Source organism: Roseomonas sp. F4, assembly GCF_053891155.1.
This window is the reverse complement of record NZ_JBSSHK010000004.1, coordinates 225,401-242,052: the sequence shown is the minus strand read 5'-3', so window position 1 is coordinate 242,052 and position 16,652 is coordinate 225,401. Positions and strand designations below refer to the sequence as shown.

15 protein-coding genes are annotated in these 16,652 nt (G+C 68.2%); 9 read left to right on the top strand and 6 right to left on the bottom strand.

What is annotated here, in order from left to right; translation table 11 throughout:
* Positions 1–10: 10 nt before the first annotated feature.
* Positions 11–1,228, bottom strand: coding sequence for an ABC transporter substrate-binding protein (locus ACVFYP_RS17560; RefSeq protein WP_499201494.1), 1,218 nt, complete (start codon positions 1,226–1,228; stop codon positions 11–13).
* A 255-nt stretch (positions 1,229–1,483) separates the two neighbouring features.
* On the opposite strand from ACVFYP_RS17560, the gene ACVFYP_RS17555 reads away from it, so the two are divergent.
* From ACVFYP_RS17555 to ACVFYP_RS17520, 8 genes are all read left to right on the top strand, one after another.
* The gene (locus tag ACVFYP_RS17555; protein WP_499201493.1) at positions 1,484–1,675 is read left to right on the top strand and encodes a hypothetical protein; all 192 of its coding nucleotides are present in this window, start codon (positions 1,484–1,486) and stop codon (positions 1,673–1,675) included.
* Positions 1,676–1,678: 3 nt separating this feature from the next.
* Positions 1,679–2,575, top strand: a complete 897-nt coding sequence (locus tag ACVFYP_RS17550) for a DMT family transporter (protein WP_499201492.1) — start codon at positions 1,679–1,681, stop codon at positions 2,573–2,575.
* A gap of 110 nt (positions 2,576–2,685) precedes the next feature.
* A complete protein-coding gene (locus ACVFYP_RS17545) occupies positions 2,686–3,705 on the top strand; it encodes an ABC transporter substrate-binding protein (RefSeq protein ID WP_499201491.1) in 1,020 nt (339 codons plus the stop codon).
* A gap of 112 nt (positions 3,706–3,817) precedes the next feature.
* Positions 3,818–5,308 (top strand): amidohydrolase family protein, encoded by a 1,491-nt coding sequence (locus ACVFYP_RS17540; protein ID WP_499201490.1) that lies wholly within the window; start codon positions 3,818–3,820, stop codon positions 5,306–5,308.
* A gap of 113 nt (positions 5,309–5,421) precedes the next feature.
* On the top strand, positions 5,422–6,201 hold the full coding sequence (locus ACVFYP_RS17535; RefSeq protein ID WP_499201489.1) for an SDR family NAD(P)-dependent oxidoreductase: 780 nt from the start codon (positions 5,422–5,424) through the stop codon (positions 6,199–6,201).
* Between the two features lie 2 nt (positions 6,202–6,203).
* Positions 6,204–7,637 (top strand): dihydroorotase, encoded by a 1,434-nt coding sequence (locus tag ACVFYP_RS17530; protein WP_499201488.1) that lies wholly within the window; start codon positions 6,204–6,206, stop codon positions 7,635–7,637.
* 53 nt (positions 7,638–7,690) lie between these two features.
* Positions 7,691–8,653 (top strand): phosphate/phosphite/phosphonate ABC transporter substrate-binding protein, encoded by a 963-nt coding sequence (gene phnD / locus ACVFYP_RS17525; RefSeq protein WP_499201487.1) that lies wholly within the window; start codon positions 7,691–7,693, stop codon positions 8,651–8,653.
* Positions 8,654–8,749: 96 nt separating this feature from the next.
* Entirely contained in the window at positions 8,750–11,497 is a 2,748-nt protein-coding gene (locus tag ACVFYP_RS17520) for a Calx-beta domain-containing protein (protein ID WP_499201486.1), read from the top strand.
* Between the two features lie 34 nt (positions 11,498–11,531).
* On the opposite strand, the gene ACVFYP_RS17515 is transcribed toward ACVFYP_RS17520, so the two are convergent.
* Complete coding sequence (locus ACVFYP_RS17515) at positions 11,532–12,518, bottom strand: Bug family tripartite tricarboxylate transporter substrate binding protein (protein ID WP_499201485.1); 987 nt, start codon at positions 12,516–12,518, stop codon at positions 11,532–11,534.
* Positions 12,519–12,635: 117 nt separating this feature from the next.
* Between ACVFYP_RS17515 and ACVFYP_RS17510 the strand changes: the two genes are divergently transcribed.
* On the top strand, positions 12,636–13,376 hold the full coding sequence (locus tag ACVFYP_RS17510) for an aspartate/glutamate racemase family protein (RefSeq protein ID WP_499201484.1): 741 nt from the start codon (positions 12,636–12,638) through the stop codon (positions 13,374–13,376).
* A 2-nt stretch (positions 13,377–13,378) separates the two neighbouring features.
* Here ACVFYP_RS17510 and ACVFYP_RS17505 read toward each other — a convergent pair whose 3' ends face one another.
* The 4 genes from ACVFYP_RS17505 to ACVFYP_RS17490 form a co-directional block, all read right to left on the bottom strand.
* Positions 13,379–13,771, bottom strand: coding sequence for a hypothetical protein (locus ACVFYP_RS17505; RefSeq protein ID WP_499201483.1), 393 nt, complete (start codon positions 13,769–13,771; stop codon positions 13,379–13,381).
* 259 nt (positions 13,772–14,030) lie between these two features.
* The gene (locus tag ACVFYP_RS17500) at positions 14,031–14,912 is read right to left on the bottom strand and encodes a cold-shock protein (protein ID WP_499201482.1); all 882 of its coding nucleotides are present in this window, start codon (positions 14,910–14,912) and stop codon (positions 14,031–14,033) included.
* Positions 14,913–16,187, bottom strand: a complete 1,275-nt coding sequence (locus ACVFYP_RS17495) for an NAD(P)/FAD-dependent oxidoreductase (protein WP_499201481.1) — start codon at positions 16,185–16,187, stop codon at positions 14,913–14,915. It abuts the gene before it with no gap.
* Positions 16,184–16,594, bottom strand: coding sequence for an AtzH-like domain-containing protein (locus ACVFYP_RS17490; RefSeq protein ID WP_499201480.1), 411 nt, complete (start codon positions 16,592–16,594; stop codon positions 16,184–16,186). Before ACVFYP_RS17490 ends, ACVFYP_RS17495 begins: the two co-directional genes overlap by 4 nt.
* Positions 16,595–16,652: the final 58 nt, after the last annotated feature.

Below are 16,652 nucleotides of genomic sequence, written 5' to 3'. Positions count from 1 at the left end.
GCAAGGCGGATCAGGCCGGCCAGGGGAAGACGGGCTGCGCGTCGGCGAAGTCGGTCGGGAAGATCACCTTGATGTCGTTGCCCTGGACCTGCGTGTTCACCGCCTGGCCCGCCTGGTTCTGGCCATTGACGAAATTCGTCGGGCCATAGGGCATGATGTGGCGGTCGAACTTGCCATCGGTCGCGGCCAGCGCGTCGATCACCTTGGCGCGGTCGGCAGCGCCGGCGCGTTCCAGCGCATCGGCCACCAGCATCACGGCCGAGTAGTTCATCGGCGTGTTGTACAGCCAGAAGCGGTTCTGCGCCTCCACCGTGCGGCGCAGCTCCGCCGTCTTCGGCTTGCGCGGATCGGCCCAGTGATTCACGTCCATCACCAGATTCGCCGCATCCGGGAATTCCCGCACGAAGCGATAGTTCGAAGCCGCGCCGTTCAGCACGCAGTAGATGCCCTTCGGCCGGATGCGGCGCTGCTGCAAGGTACGGCTCAGCAGCACGAATTCGGCGTAGTAGCTGGACGGGATGATCAGGTCCGGGTTCAGCGCGCGGATGCGCAGCGCGATGTTGGACATGTCCCGCGCCGGGGTCGGGTGGCTGATCGTCTCCAGCACCTCGAAGCCACGCTTCGGCAGCTCGGTCCCCATCAGCCGGGCCATGCCCGAGCCGAACAGCCCATCCTCATGCACCACGACGACGGTCTTCGCCGGCTTGCCCGCCGCGTCGTTCAGCTTCACCAGATTGTCCAGCGCCGCCGCGGTGATGCTGCCAAAGCCCGGCGAGAAGCGAAATGTGTTCTTCAGCCCGCGTGTGACGATGGCATCCGAAACGCCGACATCGGCGATATAGGGCAGGTCGTAGCGCGACGCGGCCTGGGAGGAGGCGAGGCAGATCGGGCTGGCGAAGCCGCCCACCACGGCCACGACACCCTCCGCCTGCATGCGCTCGACTTCCGCCGTGCCGCCCTCGGGCGAGGAACGGGCATCGCCGAAGACCATCTGGATTTGCGCGCCGCCCAGGGCCTTGATGCCACCGGTGGCGTTGATCTCGGCAATCGCCAGCTCGGCGCCGAGGCGGCCATATTCGCCATCCTGCGCCAGGGCGCCGGTGACGGGCTGGAGGATGCCCAGCTTGATGGCGGCAGGCTGCGCGCGCAGGATGGCGGGCGCCGCCAGGGCGCCGGCGGCCCCCAGCAGCACAGCGCGGCGGGAGGGCTGGAAAGCTTTCGGCATCATTGTCGGTTCCCCGTTGCTCGTCCCTGTCGCGCGGTCGCGGTGGCGGAAGCCCGCGCGAGCCGATATCTGCGCCGCCGCCGTGTTTCAAGCAAGCTGTCCGGACAAGCGGCCCGGTCGGGCCGCCGCGATCCGTCCCCTGGTCTGCCCCCGACATGGGCAGATGCCAACGCCGTGGGCGGCCCATTGCCCGCGTTGACGCCCGGCGCCGCTGCCCCTAACCCCAGGGCTCAACAACAGCCCGGGAAGGTCACGCCGATGCGCTCGCATGAGGGGCAGTTTTCCGACAATCGCCCGATCCGCCGCTCTCCCCAGGAAAAGCGCCGCCTGCTGGCGGAGCTGAAGGAGACTTTGGCCGGCATCAAGCCGCACAACTCGCCCAGCCTGCGGACCACCCTGATCGCCAGGATCAAGGAGCTGGAGGCGGAGCTGGCGCCGGAACGCCGTTAATCCATGCAGGCGGCGCCCCTGTCCCCGGAGGGGCGCCGCCTGCTGGCCGGCATGGGCCTCATGCTGGCCTGCTGCCTGGTCTTCGCCGGGATGAATGCCTGCTTCCGCGCGGCGATGCAGGATGGCCTTCCGGTGCCGCTGGTGCCATTCGCGCGCGGCGTCTTCACCACATTGGTCCTGCTGCCCTGGCTGCTGCGCCTTGGCATGCCAGCCCTGGCCACCCGTCGCCCAGGCGCCCATCTGGCGCGCTGCGCCGCCGGGTCTTGCAGCTTCCTGCTCTCCATGTTCGCCCTGCTCTGGCTGCCACTGGCCGATGCGGTGGCGATCCTGCATGCCAAGCCGCTCTGGGCGCTGCCTCTGGCCTTTCTTCTATTGGGCGAGAAGGTGGGCTGGGACCGGGCAATCGCGGCGGCGGTCGGATTCGCGGGCGTGCTGGTGGTGGTAGGTCCGGGGCTCAGCCTGGGCTCGGCCTCAACGGCCGGCACGCTGGCGGCCGTGGCGGGCGGCGCCTGCGGCGCGGCGGTGCTGGTGGCGGTGAAGAACCTGGCCTCCACCGAGCCGCCGGCGCGCGTCGTCGCCTGGTATGCCATCTGCTCCGTCCTGATCTGGGGGCCGGTCGCCGCCTTCGTCTGGCAGACCCCCTCCCCTCGTGCCCTGATGTTCCTGGCGGCCGGGTCGGCCTGCGCGCTGCTGGGGGATTTCCTCGCCTCCTGGGCCGCGCGGCGATCGCCGGTGGGGCTGCTGGCGCCCATCGAATATGTGCAGATCCCGGCGGCGGCGATGATCGGCCTGCTGGCCTTTGGCGAGACGCCGGGCTGGGGCCTGTTCTGGGGCACGATCATCATGGTGGGCGCCACACTGTACCTGGCCCAGCGTAGTCAGCGCCCCATTCCGGGCTGATTGCCCGAAAATCGGGCAGTTTTACGCCGAGAGGGATGCCCCCGCCCCCGTCAGGGCGGTGACAGATCGCATTTCCCGGCTATGGTGCGGCGACCGAGGAGGACACCCCGATGCTGAACCGTCGTACCCTGATGGCCGCTGCTGCCGGCACCACGCTTGCCCTTCCCGCCATCCGTACCGCCCAGGCGCAGACCGCCATCCGCTTCACGCTGGACTGGGCCTTGCAGGGCAATCACGGCATGTGGGCCCTGGCCGAGGACCGCGGCATTTTCAGGCGCGAACAGCTCGCCGTCCGCATGGATCGCGGCTTCGGCTCGGGCGATGCGCTCGTGAAGGTGGGCTCCGGCGCCTATGACATCGGCTTCGCGGATTTCTCCGGCGCGGTGAAGTTCAATGCGGAGAATCCCAACAGCCGGCTGGTGATGCTCTATCCGGTGTTCGACCGCACCGCGGCCGCCATCGTCACCATGCGCGGGCGCGGCATCGAGAAGCCGCAGGATGTGCAGGGCAAGAGCCTGGGCGCGCCGGAGGGTGAAGGCTCCCGCCTGTTGTTCCCGGCTTTCGCCAAGGTGGCCGGCATCGACACCAGCCGCGTGCGCTGGACCTCCATGGCCGCGAACCTCCGCGACACCATGCTGCGCACGGGCCAGGTGGATGCGGTGACGGGCTTCCTCTTCACCGTGCATTTCAACCTGGTGGGCCTCGGCATCCCGGAGGACAATATCCTCTCCTGGCCCTATGCCGAGCATGGCCTCGACCTCTACGGCTCCGGCGTCTTTGTCCGCGCGGAGTGGCTGGAGCGGAACCAGGAAGCGGCGGCGCGCTTCGTGAAGGCCTCGATCGACGGCCTCAAGCTGCTGCTGAACGACGTGCCGGGCGGCATGGCGGCGCTGAAGCGGCGCGAGGCGCTGTTCGACGAGGCGCTGGAATCCCGCCGCTTCGCGATGACGCGTGACCGTTCCATCATCACGCCGAACAGCCGCGCCAATGGCATGGGCTATCTCGACATGGCCCGCGCCCAGCAGCTGGTGCAGGTGAATGCCGAGGCGCTCGGCGTGGCCAACCCGCCGAGCGCGGACAGCATGTTCACCGATCGCTACCTGCCGCCGAAGTCCGAGCGGATGTTCTGAGGAAGGTTTCCTAGCCCACAAACGCCGGCCTGGCTCCGCCGCATGAGCGGCGGCGGCCGGCCGGCCGCTTGGCCAGTGCAATGGCACTGGCCGCATGGTTCGCGAGGAACGTATGTCCAAGATCCTGCTGACCGGCGCCCGCGTTCTGGCGCCGGATGCGCTTTCCACCAGTTTCCAGGATGTACTGGTGGAGGGCGGCCGGATCGCCGCGCTGCTGCCGCCGGGCACGCGGGTGGAATCGGCGCAGACGCATGATGCCGGCAACCGCCTCATCATCCCCGGCCTGGTGAATGGCCACAGCCACGGTCATGGCGGCCTCGCCAAGGGTTCGGGCGACAAATGGGACCTGGCGCTGCTGCTGGCCCATGCGCCCTGGGTCACTGGCGGGCGGCTGCTGCAGGACAAGTATCTGTCCAGCGCGCTGAACGCCGTGGAGAACCTGAAGAAGGGCTGCACCGCGGTCTATGACCTGCCCTCCGAAATCCCGCTTCCGACCGCCGAAGGGCTGGATGCGATGGCGGAGGCCTATGCGGCGGTCGGCATCCGCGCCGTGCTGGCGCCGATGCTGGGCGACCTCACCTTCTTCCAGGCGACGCCCGGCCTGATCGAGAGCCTGCCCGAGCCCTTTCGGAGCAAGGTCGCGGCAATGTCCGCCGCGCCGGCGGCCCAGACACTGGGCGCGATGGACGCCATCGCCCGGGGCTGGTCGCATGGGTCGAAGAATATTCGCTTCGGCGTGGCGCCGACCATCCCGCTGCACGGCACCGACGATTTTCTGAAGGCCTGCCGCGCGCTGGCCGCCGAACACGGCCTGCCGATGCAGAGCCATGTCGCCGAATCCCGCTACCAGGCGGCGGGCGGCGAGATCCGCTACGCGGGCGCGACGCTGCTCGGCCACATGGACAAGCTAGGGCTGGTCGGCCCCTGGTTCAGCGTGGCGCATGGCGTTTGGCTGACGGAGGGTGACCTCGCTTTGCTGGCGGAGCGTGGCGCCGGCATCTCGCACAATCCGGGCGCCAATATGCGGCTGGCCTCCGGCATCGCGCCGGTGCGCAAGGCGATCGCGGCGGGTGTCACCGTGGGCATCGGCACCGATGGCTCCTCCTCCTCCGACAACCAGAACATGTTCGAGGCGATGCGCCTCGCCGCCTTCGCCTCCCGCCTCTGGGAGGATGCGGAGGATGACGACTGGCTCGGCACGGCGGAGACGGTGCGGCTGGCGACGCAGGGCTCGTCCAGGCTGATGGGGCTCGGCGGTGGGACCATCGAGGTGGGGCAGAATGCCGATCTGGTGCTGCTGGACCTGACGCATGTGAATTGGGCGCCGCTGAACGATGCGGCGAACCAGATGGTTTGGACCGAGGATGGCAGTGCGGTCGCCGATGTCATGGTCGCCGGCGACTGGAAGCTGCGCGACCGCAAGGTGCTAGGTTTGGATGAGGCGAAGCTGGCATCGGCGGCCAATGAGGCGGCCGAGCGGCTGCGCGGCGTGAATGCCGAGGCGCGCGCCTGGTGCGAGGCGGTGGCGCCACATGTAGCGTGTCACTGCCGGTCGATGGCCAAAGGCTGGACGCGGTCGAAGCGGCTGTTGAAGGCAGAGTAGGGTAAGAGCCCCCACCCCAACCAGCCTTCGGCGTTGCGGCAGTGCCGCAACCCCCCGCACTTGCTGGGGAGGGTCGGGGTGGGGGCATTTGGCGCGCAGCGGAGGAATCGAACATGCTGTTGAAGGATCGCGTGGCAGTGGTGACCGGCCCCGCGAAGGGGATGGGCGCCGCCTGCACCCTGCTGCTGGCCGAACACGGCGCCGACCTCGCCTTGGTCGGCCGCGACACCGCTGCTATCGAACCCGTCGCCGAGCAGGTCCGCGCCATGGGCCGCCGCGCCGAGATTTTTGGCTGCGACCTGATGGACGCCGCCAGCGTAGAGTCCATGGCGAAGGCGGTGCTGGCCTCCTTCCCCCGCTGCGATGCCCTGATCAACATCGCCGGCGGCCGTGGCCCGCTCGGAAAAACCTTCTGGGAAACCACGCCGGAAGAATTCGACGAAATCCTCCGCCTGAACGTCACCGGCTGCTTCCTCACCATGCGCGCCTTCGCGCCCACGATGATCGCGGCAAAATCGGGAAAGATCGTCAATGTCGGCGGCACCTTCGGCATGCGCGGCCGTGCCGGCCGCGCAGGATATTCGGCCAGCAAATGGGGCCTGCGCGGGCTGACGAAGTCCGCGGCGCTGGAACTCGGCCCGCACAATGTGAATGTGAACTGCGTCGCCCCCGGCATGGTGGAGGGCGACCGCTTCGAGAATGTGCTGGCCACCATGGCGCGGAAGGAGGGCATCAGCCTCGACGAAGCGCGCGTGAAGCATGCCGGCGAATATGCGTTGCGCCGCATCAGCACCGATGTGGATGTGGCGAATGCCGTGCTGTTCTTCGCCTCCGACCTGTCGCGCCAGACCACGGGCCAGGATTTCACCGTCGATGGCGGCTGGGTGATCTGATCATGACCGAACTCTACGCCGACCTGCTGATCACCGGCGGCACCGTCGTCAACGACACCGGGCGTTTCGCGGCGGATGTCGCGGTGAAGGACGGGGTGATCGTCTTCGTCGGCCATCGCGACTTCGCGCCACGCGCTCGGCGCACCATGGAGGCGCGTGGCAAATTCATCATCCCCGGCGTCATCGATGTGCACACCCACATCCGCGAACCCGGCATGACGCAGAAGGAGGATTGGACCACCGGCACCCGCGCCGCGGCCGCCGGCGGCGTCACCACGATCTTCGACATGCCGAACACCGACCCGCCGGTCTGGTCGCTGGACGCGCTGGCGATGAAGCAGGAAGCGGCGGCCCGTCAGGCGCATGTGAATTACGGCCTGTACGGCCTGCTCGACGAACGCGCGCTGGATGCCATAGAGCCGCTGGCCGAGGCCGGCGTCATCGCCTTCAAGCTGTTCTACGGCAATACCACCGGCAATCTGCCCGCACCCAATGACGGCGCGGTGCTGGAAGGTTTTGAGATCCTGGCCGGGCTTGGCCTGCGCTGCACCATCCATGCGGAGAACTCGCCCATCCTGTTCTGGCGGGAGAACCGGATGAAAGCAGCGGGCCGCGACGACGCCTTCGCGCATCTGGCGGCGCGCGCCGATATCGCCGCGCTGGAAAGCCTCAACCGCTCCATCACCCTGTCGGAATGGACTGGCGCGCGCATCCATATCGCGCATGAGTCCTGCATGCGCTCCATCCCCATCATCCGGGATGCCAAGGCTCGCGGCGTGCCCATCACGGTGGAGACTGGCCCGCAATACTTCCTGCTCTCCGCCGAGGATCTGGTTGGCGACAAGGCGCGCATCGCGCGCCTGAACCCGCCGATCCGCGAGGGCGCGCAGCGGGAGCCCATTTTCCAGGCGCTTCTGGACGGCACCATCGACATGATCGGCACCGACCATGCACCGCATGCCATGGCGGAAAAGCAGCATGCCAGCTTCTGGGACAATGCCTGCGGCTTCCCCGGCGTCGAGACCTCCATGCGGCTGATGCTGACCCAGGTGCATCGGGGGCGCATGACCATGGAACAATATGTGCGCATGGCTTGCGTCGCCCCGGCCCGCGCCTTTGGCCTCTATCCGCGCAAGGGCGTGATCCAGCCCGGCGCAGATGCCGATATCGCCGTGGTCGATCCCGCAAAGGAAGGCGTGATCCGTGGCGCGGAGCTGCACAGCACCCGCAGTCGCTTCACCCCCTTCGAAGGGATGGAGACGGTGGGTCTGCCGGTCGCCACCATCGTTCGCGGCCGCATCGTCATGGAAGGCGGTACGGTGCTGGATGCGCCGGGCTGGGGGCGGATGGAGCGACCGGAGATGCCGAAGCCCGAACCGCGCAACCTGGCCACCACAACCAGGGCCATCCTGCGACACGACGCCCAATCCTGGTGATTCCTGGCGGCTGTCACGTTAGTGTCTCGGCTCCGTCACCGAGGCATTGCCCCATGCTGATCCGCCGCCGCGCCCTGCTTGCCACCGCCGCCCTGGCCCCCCTCGCCGCCAAGGCGCAGACCCCCGCCCCGGCCATGCCCGCCAAGGGGCGCCGCCCATGGGCGGAGCAGCTCGGGCAAATCCGCATCGGCATCTTGGGTGGGGAGAATGAGGCGGATCGCATCGGCCGCTACGGCGCCTATGGCCGATTGATCGAGGAGACCTTCGGCGTCCCCGTCCGCCTGTTCCAGGCCAGCGACTATTCCGGCGTGGTGCAGGCCTTTGCCGGCAAGCATATCGAGATGGCGTCCATGTCCCCCGCCGCCTATGCCGCGAGCTGGATGGAATCGAACGGCAATGTGGAACCCATCCTGGTGACGCAGGAAGCCGACCAGAGCACCAGCTACATCGCCGTCATGTACACCCGCGCCGATAGCGGCATCACCAGCATCGAGCAGATGCGCGGCCGCACCATGGCCTGGGCCGACCCGAACAGCGCCAGCGGCTACCTGATCCCTCGCGCGGAGCTGCGCGCCGCCGGCATCAACCCCGAGCAGTATTTTGGTCGCACCGGCTTCGCTGGCGGGCATGAACAGGCGATCGTCGCCGTGATGGGGCGACAATTCGATGCGGGCGTGACCTGGGCCTCCGGCGTGGGCGAGGCCTCGGAGGGCTTCTCCCGCGGCATGCTGCGGGCGACGGCGGAAAAGGGCCTGCTGAACATGCGCGACCTGCGCATCATCTGGCAGTCCCGCCCGATCAAGAATGGCCCGATCGTGGTCCGCAAGGACACGCCGGATGGCTTCAAGACGGATATTACCGCCTTCCACCTGGCCCTGCCCGCCGCCCATCCGGAGATCCACCGCGCGGTGGAACGCGGCAATGTCATCGGCTGGGTGCCGACGCAGCATGCGGATTACGAGGTCTTCGTGACCATGCGGCAGGAAGAAGCCGCACAACGTCGTAGGCGCAACTGACGACCGCTTCACGAAACCGGATGAAACTGAAACGAGGTTGACGCTCCCGGCGCCAACCTCACTCTATGCCGGACGTTCAAGAAGCAGGAACCCGGCATGGCACTGTTGATCAACGGCTTCGGCGGCCCCGCGGGCTTCGGCGAGAACGCCCTTCCCGCCGATTCACGCTGGAGCCTGCTGCCGATCGACCTGTCGGCCTTCTTCAACGCCAGCTCTGGCCTCAAATTCCTCGGCAACTTCTATTCGGCCCTTTGGGTGAACCAGGATGGGTTCATCCAGTTCCGCCCAGACTCTGGCGACAGGGCTGAACTGCCCGACATTCCGTCGCAGGGTCCGGGGGTCGGTACGCGGGAGACCATCGCACCCATCCTGGCTCCCTTCTGGAGCCCGGTGGACACGGACCAGACGCCCCTGCCGCCCAGCGAAGGCGGCACATCCCGCGGCACGAACCTGGTCTGGTACCATCTGGATGAGGCGACCGGCACGCTCGTGGTGACCTGGGACGATGTGCTGCCGACCTCCGGCGGCGGGTCAGAGATCGACGATGCGGAAGGCCGCAATGCCTTCCAACTCGTGCTCCGCCCCGCGACCAATCCGGGCGCGACCTCCATCGATTTCGACGTGACCTTCCGCTACGAATCGCTGGAGTGGCCGTCCTTCAATTTCCGCGACAACACGGCCTTCGAAACCATGGCCGGCCGCGCGGTGATGACGGATTTCGCGACCGTCCTGGATGGCGAGGTGATCATCACCGAATTGCCGCCGAGCCTCGCCGCCGCCGAAGACCCGGATGCCGCCCTGGATCTGGTCACCACCGGCAACATCATTGGCCAGCCGGGCGTCTGGCACTTCGCCTATCGTCAGGGCTGGGTCACCGCCGAAATCAGCGCCACGGATGCGGTGGTGGTGGAAGGCACCGGCCCCGGGGCCACCTTTGCGGCCGTGGAGGTCAGCCTGGTGGCCGGCGTGGACCATAGTGTCACCGTCTATTGGGAAGCGATGGAACTGGGCGGCGGCCTGGGCTTTGCCGAAATCGACTACGATCTGCTGCAGCTCACCGGCAGCATTACCTTCGCGCCAGGAGAGACGCAGAAAAGCATTTTCATCCCGATCGTTCGCGACGCCATCGACGAGGACCTGCCCGAATTCGGCATCACCGGCGAAACCTTCCAGGTCATCCTCTCCACCACGCCCGTCACCTTCCTGGAGCCAGGCGGCAGCGTGCTGCTGACGGAAAGTGTCGTGGTGACGATCCTGGATGACGACCTCGGGGACCCGCCCGGCTTCAGTGTCTTCGATGCCACTGCGCGGGAGCGGGACCCGGAGCGCGAGCTGGTCTTCATTGTGACGCGCGAGGATACGAGCACGGCTGGCAGCGTCGACTATTCCGTGGCCGGGAACACCGCGACCGCGGGGCAGGACTTCACAGCGACGAGCGGCACGCTGATTTTCGCGCCGGGCCAGGCGACCGAGGCGATCTACGTCGCGATCACCGACGACAATCTGGTGGAGCCGAATGAGACGCTGACCGTCACCCTCTCCAACCCCGTCGGCCAACCGATCCTGCAAGGCAGCGCAACCGGCACGATCGTGAGTGACGATAGTGGCCTGGTGATACAGCCTGACCCTTCCTTCGTGCTGGAAGGCGAGGAAGATACCGCCGTCACCTTCCGCTTCACCCGCAGCGGCGCGGATGTGGCGGTCATCCGGACGCTCAACTGGGTCTTCGAAACCGAGGGCCTGTCCTTGGCGGACTTCGCCCCCGGCACGGCCTTCTCCGGCACCGTCAGCTTCACCGCCGGTCAGACGGAACAGAGCGTGACGCTGTTCCTGCTGGCCGATGACGTGACGGAGACGGTGCTGGAAGCCGGGCGCATGACGCTGATCCCCGCCGATGCCGCGCGTTACGTCAGCTTCGACTCCTTCGATTTCAGCACGCAGGACGCGCCGGACCCGGCGACCAATGACCGGCGACTGGGCACGTCAGGCGCCGATACGATCAGCGGGCTCGCGGGGAACGACACGCTGCTAGGCCTTGGCGGTGACGACCTGCTGCGCGGTGGCCGTGGCGATGACCGTCTTGTGGGTGGCGATGGCCGCGACACGCTGGAAGGCGGCTTCGGACGCGACCGCCTGCTCGGTGAGGCAGGCGATGACAGCCTCTCGGGCGGTGCCGGCGACGATCTGATCTCAGGCGGGCTCGGCGCCGACACGCTGTCCGGCGATGCCGGCAATGACACGCTGGCCGGCGGTGATGGGGGGGATGTGCTGTTCGGCGGAGCGGATCGGGACCGCCTGATGGGCGATGCCGGAGATGACAGCCTGGATGGCGGCGATGGCGATGATCGGCTGTTCGGCGGTGATGACCAGGACACGCTGGCCGGGGGCGACGGCGCCGACTACCTGCTCGGCGAGGCAGGCGCGGACCTGCTTCTGGGCGGGGCCGGCGAGGACCAGTTGCGGGGCGGCGCGGGGGACGACACGCTGGAAGGCGGGCTTGGCGCCGACAGGCTGCGCGGCGATGCCGGGCGCGACGTGTTCCGTTGGACATCCCTGGACGAAAGCACCCTGGCGACGCGCGACCGGGTTCTGGATTTCGTCGTGGGCGAGGACAGGCTGGATTTTTCCGCCATCGACGGCGACCTGGCTCTGCCCGGCATCCAGGAATTCATCCTGCTGGGTTCGGGCGGCTTCATGCCGGGCACGCCGGGGCTGCGCTTCGTGCATCACCTCGGCAATACGGTGATCCAGCTCGACAGCGCCGATCCGGATCTGGTGCCGGAAATGTATGTGGTGCTCGCCGGGCTGCATGAGCTGACGGCGGCGGAGTTCATCCTGTCCTGATGCGGGAGGGGGCGGTTGCCCCCTCCCCCTTCTCTCAATCCACCTGGGCGCCGGCCGCGCGCACCACGGCGCCCCAGCGGGCGATGTCCTGCTCATGCACGCGCCGAAACTCCTCGGGCGTGCTGACGGTGGAAGGCGAGATGCCCTGGTTGTTCACCAGCCAGTCCCGGAATTCCGGCGCCTCGATGATCTTGCGGATCTCGACATTCAGCCGCTGCTGGATCGGCGCCGGCAGGCCGGGAGGGCCGAAGACGCCATACCAGGTGGTGCTCTCGAAGCCCGGCAGGTTGCAGGCCTCCGCGATGGTCGGCACATCCGGCAGCGCGGCCAGTCGCTGCGGCGTGGTGACGCCCAACGCGCGGACCGCGCCCTGCTGGATCAGGCCGATGGCCGGCCCGACCTGGTTGAAGAACAGGTCCACCTGCCCGCCGAGCAGCGAGGTGACGGCCGGGCCCTGGCCGGGGAAGGGAATGTGCAGCATGTCGATCCCGGCCGCCCGGGCAAAGACCGCGCCGGCCAGGTGAGTGGAGGCGCCGTTGCCGGTGCTGGCATAGTTCAGCGCGCCGGGCCGGGCCTTGGCATCGGCGATCAGCGCGGCGCAGCTGGTGTATTGCGGGCGGTGCTGGATGCTGGTGGTCAGCACATTCGGCACGTCGCCCAGATGCGCAATATGCGTCACGTCGCGCAGCGGGTCGAAGGGCAGGCGGCGGTACAGCGTCGCGTTGATCGCATGGGTGCCGGCGGTGCCGAACAGGATCAGGTAGCCATCCGGCCGTGCCTTGGCCGCGTAGTCGGAGGCGATGTTGCCGCCGGCGCCAACGCGGTTGTTGACCACCACCGGCACGCCCAGCGCCTGCGACAGCGGCGCGGCGATGCGGCGGGCGTAGATGTCCACGCCCGAGCCATTCGGAAAGCCGCCCAGGAATTCGATCGGCCGCGAGGGCCAGTTGTCCTGCGCCACGGCCGGCGCGGCGCCCATCAGGGCCAGCAGCGGCAGAAGAAGACGATGTCGGAGTTTCATGGCTTTTGGCATCCCGTTTGGCCTGTTTGACGGCACAAGGAACCGTCCCGGCCGCCGCGGCGCAAGCCCTTGCCTTGGCCGTCTGGACAGAAAGCCGGCCGGGGCTAGGCTTCGTCCATGCAAACCCTGTCCAATGCTCCGCGCCTCGCGCGCGGGGGCAAATCCATCTACGGCGCGCCGCTCGGCATCCTCATGCTGGAAGCGCGCTTTCCACGAATCCCCGGTGACATGGGCAACGGCACCACATGGCCCTTCCCCGTGCTGTTCCGCGTGGTGCGCGGCGCCAGTCCGGAGAAGGTGGTGCTGAACGGCGCGCGGGGGCTGCTGCCGGATTTCATCGCCGCGGCGAAGGACCTGGTGGATCTGGGCGCGGAGGCCATCACCACCAATTGCGGCTTCCTGTCACTGTTCCAGGCGGAGCTGGCGGCGGCGGTGCAGGTTCCCGTCGCGACCTCCTCCCTCATGCAGGTGCCCTGGGTGCAGGCGATGCTGCCGCCCGGCCGCCGCGTGGGTGTCATCACCGTCAGCCGCGGGTCGCTGACGCCCGCGCATCTTCAGGCGGCGAATGTGCCGCTGGATGTGCCCGTGGAGGGCACGGAGACGGGGCGTGAATTCTTCCGCGTGCTGATCAAGGCGGAAAAGCAGGATCTCGACGTCGCGCTCGCCGAACAGGACATCCTGGAGGCGGGGCGCGCGCTGGTCGCGCGGCATCCGGAGGTTGGCGCCATCGTGCTGGAATGCACGAATATGCCACCCTATGCCGCTGCCTTGCAGGCGGAGCTGGGCCTGCCCGTCTACGACATCTACACGCTGGTCAGCTGGTTGCAGGCTGGGCTGCGCCCCACCCGCTTCGGCTGAGATCAGCCGCGCAGTTGGCGGCGCATCAGCGTGCCCAGGCGCTCCACCTCATTGCCGCGATCCGCGTCGCGGATCGGCATGGGCAGCGGAAGCCCCTGCTCCCGCGGATCGGCGGCCTCGGTCTCCACCAGCGTCTGACCCAGCGCGCGCTCCAGCGCATCCCGCAGTGCCGGAAGGTCCCCCACCAGCCGGGCGCGCTCGGCAGCGATGGCGACGATGCCGACGACGGCCTGGATCAGGCCATCCGTCGACTGGTGCCGGGCGGTGACGCGCGGCGCCGGGTCATCAAGCCAGGAAATGCCAAGGCGCGGGGCCGGATCGCAAAACAGGGCGGCATCGCTGCGCCTTGGTGTCTGAGCTGCGGGCGACAGAGAGGTGAGGTGGGTGGACGACATCGCGCTTTTCTCCGGGTTCTTCCCGTCTGGATCGTTCCGCCCATCGGCCGTGCCGTCGCGGTGCCCCACACTTTCACCAAATTGTGAACAAGAAGTAAAGAAATCTGAATCCGCCGGAGGATGGATCAAAAAAACGTGAAGACAGCATAAAAACCCTGGTCGTGGCCCAGCCTGGGTTTCGTCAGGCGCCGCAACGCAAAAAACCCCGGCCGTGGCACGGCCGGGGTTTCGCAAGGCACCGCTTCGCAGGGAAGCTGGCCTATTCCTTCATGTTAACGGCCTGGCGGCCGCGCTGGCCGTCACGCACATCCAGCGCCACCTTCTCACCCTGCTGCACATCGGCACGGCCGGCGCGCTGCAGAACGGAGGAGTGCAGGAACACGTCCTGGCCACCGTCTTCAGGGGTCACGAAGCCGAAGCCGCGCACCTGGTCGAACCACTTGACCGTGCCGCTGACGGCATAGGTCGGCCCGCCCTCGTCGCGGCTGTCGCGGCGCGGCGGCGGACGATCGCCGAAATTGCCGCGCGGCGCGCCGAAGCCACCCGCGGCGCCACCGCCGAAGCCACCCGGTGCACCACCGAAGTCACGGCGCGGCGGACGATCGCCGAAGCCGCCCGGGGCGCCGCCGAAATCGCGACGCGGCGGACGATCGCCGAAGCCGCCCGGGGCGCCACCGAAGTCGCGGCGCGGCGGACGATCGCCGAAGCCGCCGCCGCCGAAATCACGGCGAGGCGGGCGGTCGCCGAAGCCACCGGGGCGTGGGCCCCGATCACCAACGCCCGCACCACCGCCTGGACCCTTGATCACGGAATAGATCCGCGTGACGAGGCGCCGGCCCTGACGGTCCGTCCCGATCTCGCAGTTCAGCTTGTCGCCGGTCTCCGGCGGCTCGATGCCCGCCTCGGTCAAAGCCGAGGCGTGGAAGAAGACGTCCTGTCCATCCGGTCCCAGGACGAAGCCGAAACCCTTGCGGGCATTGTACCACTTCACTTCGGCTTCGACGGACCCGGCGCCGCCCTGCTCGTTGTCGGGAAACACGATCTTATGCAATCCGTACTGGTGGACACGACCCGACACGATGCAGGGCCGCCACCATGCAAGATTGCACCAGGTAGCAAGAAAAACCAGCGAAAAGCGCAATTATCCGAAGCGTGAGGGCCGGAATGGTTCGATCGCGAGCGCGGGACTCCGCCCCGCCAGCAAATCCACCACCGCCGTCGCGGTGCGCGGCGCCGCCACCAGCCCGACATGGCCATGGCCGAAGGCACAGAGCACGTCCGGAGAGGCAGCAGCCGGGCCGATGCAGGGCAGCCCATCGGGCATCGAGGGGCGATGGCCCATCCACATCTTCACGCGGCTGGCCGGCAGGTCGCGCGGCAAGCCGGGGAAGCTGCGCAGCAGATGGTCGCGCAGGATTTCCGCCCGCTTCCAGTTAGGTGCCGCCTCCAGCCCCGCGATCTCCACCTGGCCGGCGCAGCGCAGGCCGCGATCGGTCCAGGTGATCGACATCTTGCCGTCATAGGGCATCATCGGCATGCGCGGCCCGGCCTCGGCATCCGCCACCATGGCGTGATAGCCGCGCTCCGTCTCCAGCGGCACCTTCGACCCGGCGGCGGCGGCAAGCTTCCTGGAATAGGCGCCGGCGCAGATCACCGCGCGGTCGCAGGCCACCTCCCCGCCTTGGGTCAGCACCGCCTTCAGCCGCCCGCCCTCGATCCGGAAACCCGTCGCCGCGTCCCGCCGCAAATCGGCGCCTTCGGACTGGGCCAGCGCCACCAGCGCGGCGACGTAGCCGCCCGGATCACGACAATGCCCGCCCTCCTCAACCAGCGCGCCAAAGGTGTAGCGGCGGTCGAGGTCGGGCTCGCGCTGGCGCATCTCGTCGGCGTCGAGTTCCAGCCATTCGATGCCGACCTTCTTCCGCACCCGCCAGGCCAGCGCCTCCGACTCAAATTGCTGCCGGTTCTCGTAGATGTAGACGAGGCCGCGCTGTTCGATCAGCGCGCCTACGCCGGCCTGCTCGGCCAAGTCCTTGTGCAGCGCGGGGGAGCCCACCAGCAGCGGCCGCAGGGCGCGCGCCGTAGCTTCCACCTTCGCCTCCGTCCAGCCGGCCCAGAGGTAGCGCGCCAGCCAGGGCAGCACCTTCGGGAAATAGGACCAGCGGATCGCCAGCGGGCCCAGCGGATCGGCCAGGAATTTCGGCACCTTCTTCCACAGGCCAGGGCTGGAGGGAGGGATCACCGACATCGGGCTGAGCCAGCAGCCATTGCCGTAGCTCGCTGCCTGTTCGCCGCCCGGCTCGCCGGGTTCCAGGATGGTGACCCGGTAGCCCTCCCGCAGCGCGCCCAACGCCGTCGCCGCGCCGATGATGCCCGCGCCGATCACCACCACATGCATCTGTCTGTCGCCGCTCACCGCTGATCCCCCATCACACGGCCCGGATCGCCACCAGCAAGCAGCGAGACATGCGCCGAGACCACGCGCCATCCCTCCCCCGGAATGCGCGCCATGATCTTGGTCTCGCGGCCCACCAGCCCGGTGCCGATGCGCTCATACTCCAGATGGGTCGCGGCCACATCCGGGCCGAAGGCGGTGATGCGCACCTGGCGCTGGATGCGCTGGGCATAGGCGGTGACGGAGGCGCGGAAGGCGCGGATCGCCTCATGCCCATAGAGGATTTCGGCGATGCCGAAGCGCACGGTGCGAGGGTCCGCCCAGAAGATGGCGTCCAGGATCTCCGTGCGGTTGGCCATTAGCGCCGCCTCATAGCGGTCGAACACCTCGCGCACTTCGGCGATCACGGCAGGGTCGTCGATCCGCACGGAGTCTCTCCTTGAATCCCCGCGCAGCCTGACGGCGACGCGGGGCGAAGGAAAGGGT